Annotated in this window: 15 protein-coding genes; 6 read left to right on the top strand and 9 right to left on the bottom strand. The window is 70.9% G+C overall.

From position 1 onward, the window contains the following. On the top strand, window positions 1-594 hold the full coding sequence (idi, locus tag ACWGDB_RS03780; protein WP_453820933.1) for an isopentenyl-diphosphate Delta-isomerase: 594 nt from the start codon (window positions 1-3) through the stop codon (window positions 592-594). Window positions 595-621: 27 nt separating this feature from the next. Here idi and ACWGDB_RS03775 read toward each other — a convergent pair whose 3' ends face one another. Beyond that, window positions 622-1,131 (bottom strand): ATP-binding protein, encoded by a 510-nt coding sequence (locus ACWGDB_RS03775; protein ID WP_453821075.1) that lies wholly within the window; start codon window positions 1,129-1,131, stop codon window positions 622-624. A 175-nt stretch (window positions 1,132-1,306) separates the two neighbouring features. Next, a complete protein-coding gene (locus ACWGDB_RS03770; protein ID WP_453820932.1) occupies window positions 1,307-1,903 on the bottom strand; it encodes an HdeD family acid-resistance protein in 597 nt (198 codons plus the stop codon). 112 nt (window positions 1,904-2,015) lie between these two features. Between ACWGDB_RS03770 and ACWGDB_RS03765 the strand changes: the two genes are divergently transcribed. Continuing rightward, on the top strand, window positions 2,016-2,771 hold the full coding sequence (locus ACWGDB_RS03765) for an enoyl-CoA hydratase/isomerase family protein (protein ID WP_453820931.1): 756 nt from the start codon (window positions 2,016-2,018) through the stop codon (window positions 2,769-2,771). On the opposite strand, the gene ACWGDB_RS03760 is transcribed toward ACWGDB_RS03765, so the two are convergent. Both ACWGDB_RS03760 and ACWGDB_RS03755 read right to left on the bottom strand, forming a co-directional pair. Then, complete coding sequence (locus ACWGDB_RS03760) at window positions 2,758-3,393, bottom strand: DJ-1/PfpI family protein (protein ID WP_453820930.1); 636 nt, start codon at window positions 3,391-3,393, stop codon at window positions 2,758-2,760. The two genes, ACWGDB_RS03765 and ACWGDB_RS03760, sit on opposite strands and share 14 nt — an antisense overlap. Before the next feature lie 23 nt (window positions 3,394-3,416). Further along, entirely contained in the window at window positions 3,417-4,376 is a 960-nt protein-coding gene (locus ACWGDB_RS03755; RefSeq protein ID WP_453820929.1) for a GlxA family transcriptional regulator, read from the bottom strand. Between the two features lie 113 nt (window positions 4,377-4,489). Here ACWGDB_RS03755 and ACWGDB_RS03750 point away from each other — a divergent pair, with 113 nt between their 5' ends. From ACWGDB_RS03750 to ACWGDB_RS03735, 4 genes are all read left to right on the top strand, one after another. Further along, entirely contained in the window at window positions 4,490-5,359 is an 870-nt protein-coding gene (locus tag ACWGDB_RS03750) for an SCO6745 family protein (protein WP_453820928.1), read from the top strand. Window positions 5,360-5,473: 114 nt separating this feature from the next. Continuing rightward, window positions 5,474-5,605, top strand: a complete 132-nt coding sequence (locus tag ACWGDB_RS03745) for an LPFR motif small protein (RefSeq protein ID WP_010042827.1) — start codon at window positions 5,474-5,476, stop codon at window positions 5,603-5,605. 121 nt (window positions 5,606-5,726) lie between these two features. Beyond that, window positions 5,727-8,108 carry a Tex family protein gene (locus ACWGDB_RS03740; RefSeq protein WP_453820927.1) on the top strand — a complete coding sequence of 794 codons (2,382 nt, stop codon included), beginning with the start codon at window positions 5,727-5,729 and terminating at the stop codon, window positions 8,106-8,108. Window positions 8,109-8,188: 80 nt separating this feature from the next. Further along, a complete protein-coding gene (locus tag ACWGDB_RS03735) occupies window positions 8,189-8,740 on the top strand; it encodes a putative glycolipid-binding domain-containing protein (protein WP_453820926.1) in 552 nt (183 codons plus the stop codon). A 20-nt stretch (window positions 8,741-8,760) separates the two neighbouring features. On the opposite strand, the gene ACWGDB_RS03730 is transcribed toward ACWGDB_RS03735, so the two are convergent. The 5 genes from ACWGDB_RS03730 to ACWGDB_RS03710 form a co-directional block, all read right to left on the bottom strand. Beyond that, complete coding sequence (locus ACWGDB_RS03730) at window positions 8,761-10,401, bottom strand: ABC-F family ATP-binding cassette domain-containing protein (protein WP_453820925.1); 1,641 nt, start codon at window positions 10,399-10,401, stop codon at window positions 8,761-8,763. 80 nt (window positions 10,402-10,481) lie between these two features. Next, window positions 10,482-11,504 carry an oxidoreductase gene (locus ACWGDB_RS03725; RefSeq protein WP_453820924.1) on the bottom strand — a complete coding sequence of 341 codons (1,023 nt, stop codon included), beginning with the start codon at window positions 11,502-11,504 and terminating at the stop codon, window positions 10,482-10,484. A gap of 171 nt (window positions 11,505-11,675) precedes the next feature. Continuing rightward, on the bottom strand, window positions 11,676-13,379 hold the full coding sequence (locus ACWGDB_RS03720) for a BCCT family transporter (RefSeq protein WP_453820923.1): 1,704 nt from the start codon (window positions 13,377-13,379) through the stop codon (window positions 11,676-11,678). 88 nt (window positions 13,380-13,467) lie between these two features. Continuing rightward, window positions 13,468-14,739 carry a M14 family metallopeptidase gene (locus ACWGDB_RS03715; protein ID WP_453820922.1) on the bottom strand — a complete coding sequence of 424 codons (1,272 nt, stop codon included), beginning with the start codon at window positions 14,737-14,739 and terminating at the stop codon, window positions 13,468-13,470. Next, window positions 14,736-16,694 carry a Xaa-Pro dipeptidyl-peptidase gene (locus ACWGDB_RS03710; protein WP_453820921.1) on the bottom strand — a complete coding sequence of 653 codons (1,959 nt, stop codon included), beginning with the start codon at window positions 16,692-16,694 and terminating at the stop codon, window positions 14,736-14,738. Before ACWGDB_RS03710 ends, ACWGDB_RS03715 begins: the two co-directional genes overlap by 4 nt. Window positions 16,695-16,700: the final 6 nt, after the last annotated feature.

The following is a 16,700-nucleotide window of genomic DNA, read 5'->3' as shown; positions in this document are numbered from 1 at the left end:
ATGCCGATCACACCTGCCACCGCGACGCACAGTCCGTCGAACGGCGCCGCAGACGCGATTTTGCTGGAACTGGTCGACGAGAACGGTGTGGCGATCGGCACCGCGGAGAAGCTCGCCGCCCATCAGCCTCCCGGGCAGCTGCACCGCGCCTTCTCCGTGTTCCTCTTCGACGAGCACGGCCGGCTGCTGCTCCAGCAGCGCGCACTCGGCAAGTACCACTCCCCCGGTGTCTGGTCCAACACCTGCTGCGGCCATCCCTACCCCGGCGAGGCGCCCTTCGCCGCCGCGGCCCGGCGCACCCACGAGGAACTCGGCGTCTCCCCATCGCTGCTCGCCGAGGCGGGCACGGTCCGCTACAACCACCCGGACCCGGACTCGGGCCTGGTGGAGCAGGAGTACAACCACCTCTTCGTCGGACTTGTGCAGTCCCCGCTGCGGCCGGACCCGGAGGAGGTCGGCGAGACGGCCTTCGTGACGCCGGCCGAGCTGGCTGAGCGCCACGCGAAGGACACCTTCTCGTCCTGGTTCATGACCGTGCTCGACGCGGCCCGCCCCGCGGTCAAGGAGCTGACGGGTCCGTCGGCCGGCTGGTGACGAGGATCGGGGCCGGTCCGGCAGCCCCTAGGGCACGCGCGCGGGCTTGAGCGGCACGGCGGCCCAGATCACCTTGCCCCCGCTCGCCGTGTGCTCGACGTCGCACACTCCGCCCGCCTCCCGGGTCACCTCGCGCACCAGCAGCAGCCCGCGGCCACCTGTCTGGCCGTGGTCGGCCTCCAGGGCGGTCGGGCGGTAGGGGTGGTTGTCCTCCACCGACACCCGCAGCCACTCGGCACCGACGGCGACCTCCACGGCGAGCGTCGGCGACAGCAACGCCGCATGCCGGACGGCGTTCGTGACCAGCTCCGACACGATCAGCAACACCCCCTGGACCAGATCGTCGGGGACCGGCACGCCCTGGCGGTACAGCAGGTCCCGTACGGCGTGCCGCGCCTGCGGGACCGAGGCGTCGACGGCGGGGGCGGTGAACCGCCAGACGCCCTCGTACGGCAGCGGACTCGGCGGCCGCTGGACGAGGTGCTCGTCCGCGCCGCCTGCTGGGCGTGGGCCGGACCCGCGCCCGTGGTTCTCCATCGTCCGGTCGCCACCCTCGCGCTCGATTGTCACCACACGTCGAGTGTTGATAACGCACAGGTCCGCGCCGTAGAACTGAACAGAAGTCAGCAGGTATCGAGCGTTTCTGATCGTTGGCGTATGACACGGTCAGTTGTGGGACCGCTCCGGCGCCGCTTGGTGCCGACTTCACGAACTATTCGGGTTGTACGGGTTTGGCGGCGTCCTTCTCCGTGACCATGCCGACGATCCGGCGGCCGCCGTAGCCCGTGGCGATCAGGCCGAGCCCGTCGAAGAGCAGGGCGAGGGAGAAGAGGGTACCGATGACGTACCTGCTGCTGGGCCAGGTGCTGAGCACCAGGATGCCGAGGAACAGGTCGAACGCGCCCTGCAGCAGGGTCCAGCCGAACTGGGGACCGCGTACCACCAGGCTCCCGACCAGCCGGAACAGCCCGCCCGTGAGGAACAGCAGGGCGGCGAACATGGCCAGTGCCTCGGCCGCCGCCTCCGGTCTGCGGATCACCACCACGCCGGCCGCGATGTTCAGCGCGGCGACGACCACACCGAGCCAGAAGAAGTTGGTACCGCGCGCCTGGACCGAGTGCAACAGGCCGACGATGCCGCCGATCAGCAGCAGCCAGCCGAACAGCAGCATCGAGGTCAGCGTGGCGAAGGCGGTGTAGAGCAGGCCGACCACTCCCCCGAGGACCAGCAGCACACCGAGGGCGGCGAGCAGGCCGAAGCCGCGCTGAAGTTTCGCGGCCTCACCCGTGGGTTTGCTGGACCTGGCCATCCGCGCCTCCTCGGCCGATACTCTCCGATCACTTCACTTGCACCTTCTGCCGGAATCGGCCGCGCGACCCTTCCTGATCGGCCGTTCGGCGCAAGCGGATAGCATCCGCCGCATGGAGCCCCAGCTACTGCACAGCGTCACCGACTCGGTCGCCACCGTCGTCATCCACCATCCGGCCAAGCGCAACGCCATGACGGCCGCGATGTGGCGGGCGCTGCCGCCGCTGCTCGGCACGCTGGCCGCCGATCCGGGGGTTCGGGCGCTGGTGCTCACCGGTGAGGGCGGGACGTTCTGCGCGGGCGCCGACATCTCCACGCTCCAGGGCTCGCCGCAGGAGGCGCAGGGGCTGGCGGTGGCCGCCGAGGAGGCGCTGGCGGCCTTTCCGAAGCCGACGCTGGCGGCGGTCCGGGGGCACTGTGTGGGCGGCGGGTCGCAGCTGGCGGCGGCGTGCGATCTGCGGTTCGCCGAGGAGGGGTCGCTGTTCGGGGTGACACCGGCGAAGCTCGGGATCGTGTATCCGGCGTCCTCCACGCGCCGGTTGGCGTCGCTGGTGGGCCCGGCCACCACCAAGTACCTTCTGTTCTCGGGCGAGTTGATCGAGACGGAGCGGGCCCTGCGCACGGGCCTGGTGGACGAGGTGCTGCCCGAGGGTGAACTCGGCAAGCGCGTGGTGGAGTTCACCCGGATCCTCGCCTCCCGCTCACAGCTGACGCAGGCCGCGGCGAAGGAGTTCGCGGACGGGCGCACCGACCGCGACGAGCACTGGGCGGAGCAGGCGCGCGGAAGCGGCGACACCGCGGAGGGCGTCGCCGCGTTCCTGGAGCGGCGGCAGCCCCGCTTCACCTGGAACGTGCCTACACCAGGCTGAAGCGGCTGTTCGTGCGGAACTCCTCGACGAGGTGCGCGGGCGCCTTCTGCGGGGAGCCGGCGTCGTAGGGCGGCTGGGGGTCGTACTCGGTCAGCAGCTGGACCGCCTGGGCGTGTTCGTCACCGGCGATCTTCCCGACCAGGGTCAGGGCCATGTCGATGCCGGAGGAGACACCGGCCGCGGTGATGTATTTGCCGTCGGGTACGACACGCTCGCCCGTCGGCTCGGCACCGTACTGCGGCAGGAAGTCCAGGGTGAGCCAGTGGGAGGTCGCGCGGCGGCCCTGAAGGAGTCCTGCGGCGCCGAGCAGCAGCGAGCCGGAGCAGACGGAGGTCGTCCAGGTGCTCGTGGCGTCGGCGGCCCTGAGCCACTCCAGCAGGGCCTCGTTCTCGATCTCGGCGAACGTCCCGGGTCCGCCCGGCACCACGACGACATCGGGGTGCGGTACGTCGGCCAGGGCCTTGTCGGCGGTGAGGGCGAGGAACCCCGTGTCGGCACGCACCGGTCCCGCGGACTCGGCGACGAAGTCGACCCGCGCGTCCGGGAGACGGCTCAGCGCCTCGTACGGTCCCACGATGTCGAGGGCGGTGAAGCGGTCGTACAGGATCATCGCGATCTGCATGATTCGTCCCTTCGGAAGGAAAGTCAGCCGGCCGGAACCGGGCGGAACCGGCGGCGGTACTCGATCGGGGCGGCCCCGAGCGTCTTGATGAAGGCGCGCCGCATGGCTTCGGGCGTGCCGTAGCCACTGGCCCGGGAGATCTCCTCGATGCCGTCGCCCGTGTCCTCCAGGAGGCGCCGGGCGTGTTCGAGACGGACCCGGTCCACATAGCGGCCGGGGGTCATGCCGGTCTCGGTCTGGAAGGCGCGTGCGAAGTGGCGCGCGGAGAGGCTGGCGCGGGCGGCGAGCGTCTCGACGGTCAGGTCGGCGTCGGGGTGCTCGGTGATCCAGCGCTGGACCTCCCGGAGGGGTTCGCGCTGGGCGGTCTGGGCGGCGAGCTGGGCGCTGAACTGCGCCTGGTTTCCGGGCCGGCGCAGGAAGACCACCAGGTGGCGGGCGATACCGAGGGCCACGTCCCGGCCCAGGTCCTCCTCGACCAGGGCGAGAGCGAGGTCGATGCCGGAGGTGACGCCGGCGGAGGTGGCGACGTGCCCGTCCCTTACGTAGATCGGGTCCGGGTCGACCTCCACGGCCGGGTGGTCACGGGCGAGCTTGTCGCAGTACGCCCAGTGGGTCGTGGCGCGGCGGCCGTCCAGCAGGCCGGCCGCCGCGAGCAGGATCGCGCCGGTGCAGACGGACACCAGGCGCTCGGCGCGGGGTCCGTTCTCGCGCAGCCAGTCGGTCAGCCCGGGCTGCGGACCACGCGTGCCTTCACCGCCCGGGACGAGGAGGGTGTGCGGCTCGCAGACCTCGGTGAGGGATTCGTCCGGTACGACGGTCAGGTTGCTGGACGTGCGGACGGGGGCGCCGTCCAGGGATGCCGTGCGGATGCGGTAGGTGCCCGCGCGATGCTTCTCGGCCCCCGCGAAGACCTCCAGCGGGCCGGTCACGTCGAGACTCTGTACGCCGTCGAAAAGGACGAAGAGAACGGTTCGCTGCGCCATGTCATCGATTCTTGGAGAGCGACCGCATGACCGCAATGACGAGGACCCCACCTTTCCTGCCACGATCCGCATCCGCCCGAGCCACGTACCAAGCGGTTGGTAACGTGCCGACCATGACTACTTCCGCCCTGGAACCGCGTGCCGCCCGCCGCTGCCACAACATGCTCAACTCCCTGCACTCCACGTCCTACTTCGCCCCCGAGACGGGGAAGGAGCTGGGCGCCCTCGGGATCACGCACCCCAGGGCCGTCAACTTCGCGGTCAGGGCGGCCGCGCTGGGCCCGGTCGGCGCGGGCGCGGTGACGGCGACGTTCTACAACTACAAGTACGACCTGGTGGCCCGGCACGTACCGGCGGTCTGGACAATCGCGTCCCCGCAGGACGTACTGGCGGCACGCACGCGCGCGGTCGACACGGCCCTACGGCGGCTGCTGGGCGAGGAGGCGGTGACGTCCCCGGAGATGGCGGAGGCCGCGCACCTGGCGCTCCAGGCCACCGAGGCCTGTTCCCGCAGCGCCCGCCCCCTGTACTCGGCGCACGCGGACCTGCCGGTCCCCGAGGAGACCCACCTGGCCTACTTCCACGCCACGACGCTGCTGCGCGAGCACCGGGGCGACGGGCACCTCGCCGTACTGATGTCCGAGGGGCTCGACGGTCTCGAGGCGGTGGTGACCCACACCGCGACCGGCAAGGGCATGACTCCGAAGTGGGTGTGCAGCACGCGAGGCTGGACCCGGGAGGACTGGGACGCGGCGTCCGACCGCCTGCGCGAGCGCGGCCTCCTGGACGACACGGGTGACCTCACCCCGGCCGGCGTCGCCCTGCGCGAACGCATCGAGTCCGAAACGGACCGCCTCGACCGGGCACCGTACGAACACCTCGGCGCGGAGCGGGTCGCACGCCTCACGGAACTCGCCACGGGGTTCACGCGCGCGGCGGTGGCGGCGGGGGCCTTCCCCCAGGACCTCCTCGGCAAGTCCTGATCCCCTGTCCCGGCCGCGCCGGGACGACCTGCTGCGACAGCCATACGGATCACGCTGCATAGTCGGCCCGGGGCGCGGTACTCGGGGTCCCCAACCACAAGTAAGGGTGATCACGTGTTCCGTGCCATCGCAGATGTACTGCGCCAGATCGGTGGCGCCATCGCCACTGTCGTCACGCTGCCGTTCCGCGCTCTCGCCAGGCTCTTCGGCGGAGCCTCCAGCAGCACGCGCAGCCGCAGGGTCTGATTTCGTCCCGCCATGGGCCCGCGACCCGCCACGACCGGCCGGGTCGCCGCCCTGATCCCCGGTTGTCGGTGCCACCTGCCACAATTGCCGCGCAACCTCAGTGAGAAGGCGGGACGGGATCGTGACGACACCCCTCGTAGGGTCCATCGAAGACAGGATCGCCGCGGAGCTCGGCGTACGAGAGCGGCAGGTGAAGGCCGCCGTGGAGCTGCTCGACGGCGGTTCGACGGTGCCCTTCATCGCCCGCTACCGCAAGGAAGCGACGGAGATGCTCGACGATGCGCAGCTGCGCACGCTCGAGGAGCGGCTGCGCTATCTGCGGGAGCTGGAGGAGCGGCGCACCGCGATCCTCGAGTCGGTGCGTGAGCAGGGCAAGCTGACCGAGGAGTTGGAGGCCCGGATCCGCGCCGCCGAGACGAAGGCGCGGCTCGAGGACATCTACCTGCCGTACAAGCCGAAGCGCAGGACCAAGGCACAGATCGCCCGCGAGGCCGGCCTCGAGCCGCTCGCCGAGGGTCTGCTCGGCGACCCGGCGGTCGACCCCCTCGCGGCCGCCGCGGCGTTCGTGGACGCCGACAAGGGCGTGGCCGATCCGCAGGCCGCCCTGGACGGCGCCCGGGCGATCCTCACGGAGCGGTTCTCGGAGGACGCCGACCTGATCGGCGAGCTGCGCGAGCGCATGTGGGGGCGCGGCCGGCTGGCCGCCAAGGTGCGGGAGGGTAAGGAGGAGGCCGGCGCGAAGTTCGCGGACTACTTCGACTTCGCCGAGCCGTTCACCGAGCTGCCCTCGCACCGCATCCTGGCGATGCTGCGCGGCGAGAAGGAGGAGGTCCTCGACCTCGTCCTGGAGCCGGAGGAGCCCACCGAGGGGCCCTCGTCGTACGAGGGCATCGTCGCCCACAGGTTCGCGATCGCCGACCGCGGCCGCCCCGGCGACAAGTGGCTGAAGGACACGGTCCGCTGGGCCTGGCGGACCCGCATCCTCGTCCACCTCGGCATCGACCTGCGGCTGCGCCTGCGCACCGCCGCCGAGGACGAGGCCGTGGGCGTGTTCGCGGCCAACCTCCGCGACCTGCTGCTCGCCGCCCCCGCCGGCACGCGCGCGACGCTGGGCCTGGACCCCGGCTTCCGTACGGGTGTGAAGGTCGCCGTCGTCGACGCCACCGGCAAGGTGGTGGCCACGGACGTGATCCATCCGCACGTCCCGGCGAACAAGTGGGACGAGGCGATCGCCAAGCTCGCCCGCCTGGCGAAGGAGCACGCGGTCGAACTGGTCGCGATCGGCAATGGCACGGCGTCGCGCGAGACGGACAAGCTCGCCGGTGAACTGATCACCAAGCACCCGGAGTTGCAGCTCACCAAGGTGATGGTGTCCGAGGCCGGCGCCTCGGTGTACTCGGCCTCCGCGTTCGCGTCCCAGGAGCTGCCCGACATGGACGTGTCGCTGCGCGGCGCGGTCTCCATCGCGCGCCGGCTCCAGGACCCGCTCGCCGAGCTGGTGAAGATCGACCCGAAGTCGATCGGCGTCGGCCAGTACCAGCACGACCTGTCCGAGGTGAAGCTGTCGCGCTCGCTGGACGCGGTGGTGGAGGACTGTGTGAACGGCGTAGGCGTCGACGTCAACACCGCCTCCGCACCCCTGCTCGCGCGCGTCTCCGGCATCACCTCCGGACTCGCCGAGAACATCGTGTCCCACCGCGACGCGAACGGCCCGTTCAATTCCCGCTCGCAGCTGAAGAACGTGGCACGGCTCGGCCCGAAGGCGTACGAGCAGTGCGCGGGCTTCCTGCGCATCCGCGGCGGCGACGACCCGCTGGACGCGTCCAGCGTGCACCCCGAGGCGTACCCCGTGGTCCGGCGGATGGTGAAGACGTCGGGCCAGCAGGTCGCCGCACTCGTCGGCAACACGAGCGTGCTGCGGTCGCTGAGGGCGAACGACTACGTGGACGAGACGTTCGGTCTGCCGACCGTCACGGACATCCTCAAGGAGCTGGAGAAGCCCGGGCGCGACCCGCGTCCCGCCTTCAAGACGGCCACCTTCAAGGAGGGCGTCGAGAAGATCTCCGACCTGGCCTCCGGGATGGTCCTGGAGGGCGTCGTGACGAACGTGGCGGCGTTCGGGGCGTTCGTGGACGTCGGTGTCCACCAGGACGGGCTGGTGCATGTCTCGGCGATGTCGAAGACGTTCGTCAAGGACCCGCGGGACGTGGTCAAGCCCGGTGACATCGTCAAGGTGAAGGTCCTCGACGTCGACATCCCGCGCAAGCGGATCTCCCTGACCCTGCGCCTCGACGACGAGGCGGCTCCCGAGCGTCAGCAGGGCGGGGGCGGCGGCGAGCGCCGGCAGCGGGGTGGCCGGCCGCCCCAGCAGCGCCAGAGCCGCGGCGGCGGAGGCGGAGGCGGAGGCGGAGGTGGCTCGCGCCAGGCACCGCCTCCGGCGAACAGCGCGATGGCCGACGCCCTGCGCCGCGCCGGCCTGGTCGACCCGAAGGGCAAGCGCTGACACGACAGGCGGACCGGACTCTCCGAGCGACACGGAAGTGACACGGAGGGTCCGGGCCCGTTCGCCCCTAGGGTGACGGCATGCCGAAGTCGCGTGTCATCACCTGGGCGGTGTCGGGGAGCAAGGGCATCGAGACCGCGTGGACCGAGCTCGGCGACGATGCCCTGCGAGCCCGCGGCCGAGCGGTCGGGACGACGCCGGAGCCGTACTGGATCTCGTACGAACTCGACACGGCGGACGGCTTCGTGACGCGTCGGCTGCGTGTCACCGCCGAGTCCGCGGTCGGCACGCGCACGCTCGACCTGCGGCACGACGGAGCGGGCCGGTGGACGGCCGACGGCGAGCACGTGCCCGCAGTCGACGGCGCCCTCGACTGCGACCTGGGCCTGTGCCCGCTCACCAACACGATGCCGGTGCTGCGGCACGGGCTCCTTCTGGCGCCCGGGGAACGGGAGTTCCTGATGGCATGGGTGTCGGTGCCCGACCTGGCCGTCCTCCCGTCCCGCCAGACCTACACGCACCTGGGGCACAACCGGATTCGCTTCGCCTCCGGCGACTTCCGCAGCGACATCGAGTTCGACGACGACGGGTTCGTCGTCGACTACCCGGAGCTGGCCGCCCGGCTCGCCTGAGCCGGCCGCGGAGTTCCTCGCTAGCGCTCGGTCACCTTGCCGTCGGCGACCTCCAGGCGGCGCGTGACATGGACCGCGTCGAGCATCCGGCGGTCGTGGGTGACCAGGAGCAGTGTGCCCTCATAGGCGTCCAGGGCCGATTCCAGTTGCTCGATGGCCGGCAGGTCGAGGTGGTTGGTCGGCTCGTCGAGGACCAGGAGGTTGACGCCCCGGCCCTGCAGCAGCGCCAGCGCGGCCCGGGTGCGTTCCCCCGGGGAGAGGGTGGCCGCCGAGCGCAGGACGTGGTCCGACTTCAGTCCGAACTTGGCCAGAAGGGTGCGCACTTCCGCCGGTTCGGTGTCCGGCACCGCGGCGCAGAAGGCGTCCAGGAGGGACTCCTCGCCGTGGAACAGCTTGCGGGCCTGGTCTACCTCGCCGATCAGGACACCGGAGCCGAGCGCCGACTGTCCGCCGGTGAGAGGGATACGGCCCAGCAGGGCGCCCAGCAGCGTCGACTTGCCCGCGCCGTTGGCGCCCGTGACGGCCACCCGGTCCGCCCAGTCGATCTGCAAGGACACCGGGCCCAGACTGAAGCCGCCGCGTCGTACCTCGGCGTCGCGCAGGGTCGCGACCACCGCGCCCGAACGCGGTGCCGAGGCGATCTCCATGCGCAGGTCCCACTCCTTGCGCGGCTCGTCGACGACCTCCAGACGCTCGATCATGCGCTGGGTCTGGCGGGCCTTCGCGGCCTGCTTCTCGCTGGCCTCGCTGCGGAACTTGCGGCCGATCTTGTCGTTGTCGTTGCTCGCCTTGCGCCGCGCGTTCTTCACGCCCTTGTCCATCCAGGCGCGCTGGGTCTGCGCCCGGTCCTGGAGGGCGGCCTTCTTGTCGGCGTACTCCTCGTAGTCGTCACGGGCGTGGCGGCGGGCCACGTCCCGCTCCTCCAGGTAGGCCTGGTAGCCACCGCCGTAGAGGTTGATCTGCTGCTGGGCGAGGTCGAGTTCGAGGACCTTGGTGACCGTGCGGGTGAGGAACTCGCGGTCGTGGCTGACGACCACGGTGCCGGCGCGCAGGCCGCCGACGAAGCGCTCCAGGCGCTCCAGGCCGTCGAGGTCCAGGTCGTTCGTCGGCTCGTCGAGCAGGAAGACGTCGTAGCGCGACAGGAGCAGCGAGGCGAGGCCGGCTCGTGCCGCCTGGCCGCCGGACAGGGAGGTCATCGGCTGGTCCAGGTCCACGGCCAGGCCCAGCGAGTCGGCGGTCTCCTCCGCCCGCTCGTCGAGGTCGGCGCCGCCCAGGTCCAGCCAGCGCTCCAGGCTGGTGGCGTACGCGTCGTCCGCGCCCGGTGCCCCGTCGACGAGGGCCTGGGTCGCCTCGTCCATGGTCCGCTGGGCCTCGGCGACTCCGGTGCGCCGGGCCAGGAACTCGCGCACGGTCTCGCCCGGCCGCCGCTCCGGCTCCTGCGGGAGGTGACCGACGGTCGCGGTCGGCGGGGACAGCCGCAGCTCGCCCTCCTCCGGTGCGGTCAGCCCGGCGAGCAGGCGCAGCAGCGTGGACTTGCCCGCGCCGTTGGCCCCTACCAGGCCGATCACGTCTCCGGGCGCCACGACGAGGTCGAGCCCGCTGAACAGGGAACGGTCGCCGTGACCGGCGGCGAGGTTCTTGGCGACGAGGGTGGCACTCACAGAGCGCGATCCTAGTCGCCGCGCAGGGCCGCGAGCACCTTCGTCTCAGCGCGCCATCGTCTCCGAGGACTCCTGCGCCCTCACCGCGCCATCGCCTCCACCAGCACACCCCCCGAGGTCCGCGCCACCACGAACGATTCCCCCTTCACTGCCTTCGCGTCCAGCGCGATGCGATGGCGGCCCGCTTCCAGGACGCCGTCGAAGACCTCGTGGGTGTGGGTGCGGTAGAGGCGGTCGAGGCGGTACGCGGTGAGCTGGACGCGGCACGGCGAGGTGACCTCGACGCCAGCCTCGCCGTCGGCGGCCACCAGACGGGTCAGGCGCCGCTGTTCGACCGGGCTGCGGTCCAGGGCGTGTTCGATCTGCGCGACCAGCAACGGCACGATCGGCGCGAGGCCGTCGACGTACGCCACGTCGACTCCGGCCTCCGTGAAGGCGCGGCGTGCGGCGGCGCGGTTTTCCTCGCCGATGCCACGGCCGAAGGCGACGGCGCCGTAGGTGCGCAGTTCGTCGACGGCGACGCCGCTCACGTCATGGGTGATCTCGACGCCGATGCCGATGGTGCGCAGGGCGGCGGCGAGCTTGGCCAGGAGGGCGACGCGGGCGCCGATGAGCAGGACCCGGCGGCGGGGCGCCTCGGAGTCGGTGTCGAGCAGGGAACCCAGCGCCGAGCGGTACTCGGCGGCGTGGAAGCGGAAGGGCCCGATGCCGTGGTAGCCGTTGAGCTCCAGGTCGGCGTGTTCGTCGGTCTGCCAGGCGAAGTCCCGCCAGACGTAGTCGTCGCCCACCTTGTCGATGAGCGCGGTGACCGCTCCGCAGGCGAGGTCCTCGCATTCGGGGCAGCCGTAGATGACGTAGCGGCCGCCTGGAAGCGGGGCCTCCGCCTCCAGCAGCAGGCTGCGGACCTGTGCGGTGAAGATGGCTGGCGGGACGTCGGAGGCGAGAGGGGAGACGGCGTCGAGGTCGGAGAGCTGGAACAGCAGCGGGCGTCCGTCGACGATGAAGTCCACGAAATCCCGGTGCACCTGGTAGTCACCGTTGGCGAGGACGCCACCGGCACGCATCGCCGGTGCCAGGCCGAAGGTCGCGTACTCGGCAGACATGCTGTGAGTATCCCCAGAGCGGGACCGATATGAGCGCGGCATGACATATTCCGCATACGTCCCCGGCCGACGGCGAACGGCTGACCGAAGGAACACGCCGGCCACCCGGGGCCGAGTCACGTGGAGGAGGCGGCTCTGCGGCTCGCCCCCTCCCGCGTGCGTGCGTACCGCTCAGCCGTGGTCGTGGCCCAGCGGGTCGCCCTCCGTCTCGGTGCCGGCGCCCGGGCCGACCCTGATCTCGAAGTCTCCGTCGTACTTCTTGTGGCCCTCGATCACCGCGAGTTCGACGGCCTCCGAGCCCATCTCGGTGCGCACGATGATCGGGTCCCGGCGCAGGTCGCGCACGAGTGCGACGCACATGCCGATCATCACGAGGACGAACGGCGCGGCGGCCAGGATCGTGAGGTTCTGCAGGCCGGTGAGCGCATCGCCCTGACCGCTTCCGACGAGCAGCATGATGGCGGCGACGGCTCCGGTCACCACACCCCAGAACACGACGACGAACCGGCCGGGTTCCAGTGCGCCCTTCTGGGACAGCGTGCCCATCACGATGGACGCGGCGTCGGCTCCCGAGACGAAGAAGATGCCGACCAGGATCATCACCAGCAGGCTGGTGACGGTCGCGATAGGGAACTCCTGCAGGACGGCGAAGAGTTGACCCTCCGGGGTCTCCTCACCGCCGAGTGCGCCGCCCTCCTTCAGCTTCATCGCCGTACCGCCGAAGATCGCGAACCAGATCAGACTGACGGTGCTGGGCACGAGGATGACGCCGCCGACGAACTGCCGGATGGTGCGCCCGCGGCTGATGCGGGCGATGAACATGCCCACGAAGGGCGTCCAGGAGATCCACCAGGCCCAGTAGAAGACGGTCCAGCTGCCGAGCCAGTCCGCGACTCCTTCGCCGCCGCTGGCCTCGGTGCGGCCGGCGAGCTGGGGCAGGTCGCCCAGGTAGGCGAAGATCGAGGTGGGCAGCAGGTCGAGCACGATGATCGTGGGGCCCGCGATGAACACGAAGACCGCGAGGATCAGGGCGAGCACCATGTTGGTGTTGGACAGCCACTGGATGCCCCGCTCGATGCCGGAGACGGCCGAGAGGACGAAGGCCAGGGTCAGTACGGCGATGATGGCGACGAGCAGGCCCTCGCTCACGTCGTCCATCCAGTCCAGCTCCTGGAAGCCGGAGCCGATCTGGAGCGCACCGAGGCCGAGGGAGGCCGCGGAGCCGAAGACGGTGGCGATGATCGCGAGGATGTCGATCACCCGTCCCCCGGCGCCGTTGGCGTGCTTCTCACCGATCAGCGGGGTGAACACCGCGCTGATGGTCTGGCGGCGCCGCTTGCGGAAGGTGCTGTAGGCGATGGCGAGGCCGACCACCGCGTAGATCGCCCAGGGGTGCAGCGTCCAGTGGAAGAGGGTGGTGGCCATCGCCGTCTCCATGCGCTCGGCGGAGTCGGCGGGGGTGGTGCCGGGCGGTGGGGCGTTGTAGTGCGAGAGCGGCTCGCTCACGCCGTAGAACATCAGTCCGATACCCATGCCCGCGCTGAACATCATCGCGACCCAGGACACGGTCTTGAACTCGGGTTCCTCACCCTCGGCGCCGAGGTGGATGCGGCCGTAGCGGCTGATCGCCAGCCACAGGGCGAAGACCACGAAGCAGGAGGCGGCGAGCATGAAGGCCCAGCCGCCGTTGTGGATCAGGCCGTCGAGCATCTTCGTGGACACGCTCTCCAGCGAGTCCGTGGCGGTCCAGCCCCAGATCACGAAGGCCAGGGTGATGACGGCGGTGACGCCGAACACCACTCGGTCGGTGCTGCGGTGGCCGGGGTCGTCCGCAGGGCCTTCCCGGCCACCTCTCTTCTTAAGATCGTCAGTCATCAGCGGCACCTTCCCCGGGAAACCGTGGATACGCCCTCTCCACGTCGTCTCCCAGGACCTACCACAGATTCCGCCGATCGCAGCCGTTTCAGCAGCCGGTGTCGGGCTCACCGGCGGCGAGGTGATATGGAGCGCGCTCATCCAGGAGGAGCGGAACAAGGGCACGCAAAGACTGCCTAAGCGGCACAAAAGCACCAGTATCGGTCGATTTGGCCTTCACTCCGTGCAGCGTGAGCTCATCCTTGATCTGCGCGTACTGGTCGGTGGTGAGCCGGTAACCGCAGGGCGGGTCCGCGATCACCTCGGCGGGTTCGGCCGGGTCGTTGTCGGCGCCGCCGACGTAGACGGGCCCGGTGTCGGCGAAGCCCGCGAGCCTGGCCAGGCCGGTCGCCGCATCGACCTGTCCGCGACGGGCGTCGGTGAAGTCGAACAGGCCGTCCAGCGCCGCGACCTGGGAGTACACCCGGCGCCGGTTGTTGAGCGACTCGTCGGCCTTCTCCTCCTCGGTCAGCGGATCGACGCGGCTCTCGATCAGCAGGCCCACCGAGTGCTTGACGCCGGACATGTTCCGCAGGATGCGTTCCTGCCCGTCACCGGCGACCTGCTTGATCGGCTCGCCCGTCTCGGGGTCGGTCCAGATCCCGTACGTGCCGGTCGAGTAACCGGCGCCGGACGCGGCAGGGCGCACGTACGACCCGGAGAGGGCCTGCGCCTCGTCGTGGACGCGGGCGTCCGTGTTGAGGTTGCGCGGCCACAGGTCGAACAGGTCCTTGTCGTAGTACGGGGGTGTGGCGCCGTACTCGTGCAGGTCGTAGATCACGTCGGGGCGCTGGTCGCGGATGACCGCGGCCATGGCGCGCCCCTCGGCGGTCTGCAGCGCGAGGTGGTCGCGGTTGACGTCCACGCCGTCGCTGTTGCCGCGGGTGTCGGCGGCACGGCCGTCGGGGTTGGCCGTGGGCACCACCAGCAGGGTGGTGCGCTCCAGGAAGCGCCGGGTCTGCCGGTCCTTCGCGTAAGCCAGGTCGCGGACGGTGGACAGGCAGGCCTCGCGGCCGGAGGGTTCGTCGCCGTGCTGGCTGCAGATCAGCAGCACCTTGTTCGAGGTGGGGCGGGTGCCGATCCGGACGAGCTGGAGCGGGCGGTCCTGCTTCGTCGTGCCGATACGGCTGACGGAGACCCGCTTGCTCGCCTTGTCGACGGTCGCGAGGAAGTCCTGCTCCTCGGGCTGGCTGGTCCAGCGGGCGCCGTTCGACTTCTCGAAGCCGGTGCGGGGCGTGGAGTCGGCGGCGTGGGCCGGTACGGCGACGATGGATGCGGCGAGGGCCGCGGCGACCAGGGTGACTGCTCGGGTGCGGGTCACTGGCCTCCCTCCGGGATGCGGTGAGTGGGCGTGCGGGGTGCGGTCAGGCCGTCGAGCGGCGCGGCCTCGGGAGCCGCGGGGACGGAGCCCGACGTGGCGCGTGCGAAGGCGTGGGCGCCGCCGACCAGCGGGACGCGGGCCTTGGTCCGGGAGAGATCGAGGGTGAGCGTCGGCTTGGTCGACGGAGGGTCGATCAGGTCCCTGTCGGTGCCCGCGACGATCAGGGCGAGGCGGTGGCCGGCCGGCACCACGTGGTCGGTGGCCGCCAGGTCGAGGGTGATCGTGTACGCCTTGCCCGGGGTGAGCGGTGCGCCCTTCAGGTCGGAGGCGTGGTTGCCCAGGTCGGCCCAGCCGCGGCTGACGACGGTGTGGCCCACGTCGGCCGTCTTGGCCCGCGTCTCCTTGAAACAGGAGGCGTCGCCGGTGGTGCTCGCGCCCCAGCAGGTGCGGTCGGTGAGGGTGGTGATGCCTTCGCCGCTCGACGCGTAGTCGCGGATGGTGTCGGGGCCGAGGTCCACGAGGACGGCGGAGAGGTGGGCCGTCGAGGTGGTCGGGGTCGCGGTGACGGTGACCTCGGAGGAGCCGGACAGGCGCAGGTCGCGGGTGAGCGGCTCGGTGACGAAGCCCGCCTTGTCCGGGGTGGCCCGGTCGATGTTCGCGGCCCAGTCGGTCTCGCTGTGCTGCGGGTCGTCGGTGAAGGTCTCGGTGCCCTTGCCCTTGCGCAGGCCGAGGGTGCCGACGCCGGCCTCGGCACCCTTGGCGGGGCGCAGGATGGTCGCGTCGGTGCCGCGCGGCGGCCAGACCTTGGAGGTGCTCCACTGGTCGGGGTGGCGCTCGATGTCGGCCATCGGCTCACGGTCGATGCCGTTGTCGTAGCCGAGGAGTTCGTGGTCGAACCAGCGGTGCAGGGTCTCGACCCACTCGGCGCGGCGGAAGTCGAAGGGGTCGACGTGGCCGGTCTGGGAGAGCCAGATCTTGCGCTCGACACCGTGCTTCGCCAGGGCGTCCCACCACTGGCCGACGTGCTTCATACGGACGTTGAGGTCCTGCATGCCGTGGATCAGGAAGACACTCGCCCTGACCTTGCGCGCGTCCTTCACGTAGTCACGCTCGGTCCACAGCGGCGTCCAGTCACCCGTGCGCGGGGCCCCGTCGATGAGCTTCTGCTGAACTGCGCCGCACTTGGCGCGGGCATCGGGGCTGTTGACGTAGTCGGAGAGCCACTCGGGGCCGGAGTCGTACAGCGGGGCGCCCTGCTGGAAGTAGTAGTCGTACCAGGAGGAGATGGCGCTGATCGGGACGATGGTCCTCAGGCCCTCGACGCCGGTTGCGGCGACGCCGTTGGCGATGGTGCCGTCCCAGCTCTTGCCGATCATGCCGGTGCGGCCGTTGGTCCAGGTCGCCTTGGCCTTGGTCGTGCCGGTGCGGGTCGTGTACGCCTTGCCGCGGCCGTTCAGCCAGTCGACGACGGCCTTCGCGGAGAGGATGTCGGAGCGGCCGCCGACGTCCACGCAGCCGTCGGAACGGTTGGTGCCGGCGAGGTCGACGCCGACGAAGGCGTAGCCGCGGGGCACGAAGTAGTTGTCGTAGAACAGCGGCATCTGGACGACGGCGCCGTCGGCGTCGTACGTCTTCTTCTGGCTCTCGTTGCCGCGCCCGCAGCAGGAGTAGTACGGGCTGGCGTCCATGATGACGGGGATCCTGCGGCCCTGCGCGGCCGCCTCCCGGGGGCGGACGACGTCGACGGCGACGCGGTCGGTCTTTCCGTCGCGGTCGTCGTCGAGTCCGGTGTCCACCCATACGGCCTCGCGGATGGCGTTCTCGTACGAGTACACGGGCTTGCTCTCCCGCGGGGCGGCGTGCGCCGTCGCGGGTGAGAGGAACGTGGCCGTCAGCGCGGCTGCGGCCACCGTCGCGAGCGGTCTCCAGATCGTGAAGCGCATGCGTTTCGGCATGCGCGG

The organism is Streptomyces sp. NPDC055013, assembly GCF_053608645.1.
This window is presented reverse-complemented; position numbering and strand designations above follow the sequence as displayed.